Raw genomic sequence first — 1,337 nt, forward strand, 5'->3', positions numbered from 1 at the left:
GGTGTGGGGCGCGCGGGGGGGGGGGCCCCCGTGGTTTTTCAAATCGGCCCCCACCCCCCCCTCCCGGGGCGCGGCGCGCGCACGCGCCCCCGAGCACAGCCGCGGGTGGGGTGCGATCGGGCTCGAGTTCTGGGCGCCGGCCCCGCCGGCCGCCCCCCCCCCCCCGCCGCGCACGCCACGGCGAACGCGGCCCGGTGGCCGTACGCCCCCGCCAGCGGCCCGGCGGCCGCGGCGGCCAGCGCCTGGCCCATGATCAGGCCACTGCCCACCATCGTCATGGCCTCGCCCGTCCGCTGCGGCGGTCCCGCCCGCTCGACGAGCCCGAACAGCGCGATCAGATGCGGGGCCACGGCCAGCCCGATCCCGGCGACGGCGAACGTCGCGCCGAGCAGCCCCGACACGGCGAGCAGCGGCACGGTGAGCACCGCCTGTACGGCGATGGTCCGGCGCAGCCGTACGGCGAGGTCCGCGGACCCGGGCCGGGCGACGGTCACGAAACCGGCGACCGAGCTGGTCACGGCCATCGCCGCCCACACCAGCCCGGCGGTCCCCGGCTCGCCCAGCGACTCGGCCAGCGCGTTGACCCCGGTGTTGGCCCCGCTCCACGCGGCCCCCTGCAGCACGGCCATGGCGCACAGCAGGACGAGCTCCGGCGACCACAGCCGTACGCCGGCCCGCGCACCGGCATGCGTACCGGCCCGCGCACCGGCGTGCGGTGCGGCCAGGGGGCCGGGCGCGCTCGGGTGGACGGCGAACAGGGTCCCGAAGACCAGGATCAGCCCGGCTGCGAGCACGAGCGCGGAGGCCGGGTGCACGGTCACGGCCAGGATCCCGGCGAGGGCGGGCCCGACCACGAACCCGACCTCGTCGAGGGTGGTGTCGAACGACAGGGCCGCGCCGAGCCCGGCCTCGTCCCCCCGCGCCAGGTGCACCCAGCGGGCCCGGGCCAGCGGGCCGACCTGGGGGACGGTGAGCCCGGCGGCGACGGCGAGCACCATCCGGGCCGCCGGCGGCAGTCCGCCGAGGACGGCCGCGACGAGGGCGCCGAGGACGACGGCGTTCGCACCGCAGGCGGCGAGGAGGACGGGCCGGTGGCCGCGCCGGTCGGCGAGCCGCCCGATGACCGGGCCGCCGAGGGCCTGGCCGAGCCAGAGGGCGGCGGGGCCGGCGCCCGCGGGCCCGCGGCGCGCCCGGGGGGGTTTGGGGGGGGGCCGCCCCGCGGGGCGCCCGCGCGCCGGCGCCCCCCCCGCCCCCCGCGCGGCGGAGCGGGGGGCGCGCCGGGGCGCGGTCCTCGTGCCCTCCTCCGACCACGCACTGGTGGTCGCCGGGCAGGGCAC

Annotated in this window: 1 protein-coding gene; it reads right to left on the bottom strand. The window is 81.0% G+C overall.

Annotated elements, in window-relative coordinates; translation table 11 throughout:
- Window positions 1-38 precede the first annotated feature (38 nt).
- A partial coding sequence (locus ACFXA3_RS42680) for an MFS transporter (protein ID WP_385196957.1) occupies window positions 39-1,337 on the bottom strand: 1,299 nt, incomplete at its 5' end.

The sequence above is a fragment of the Streptomyces sp. NPDC059456 genome (assembly GCF_042750055.1).
Classification (GTDB): domain Bacteria; phylum Actinomycetota; class Actinomycetes; order Streptomycetales; family Streptomycetaceae; genus Streptomyces.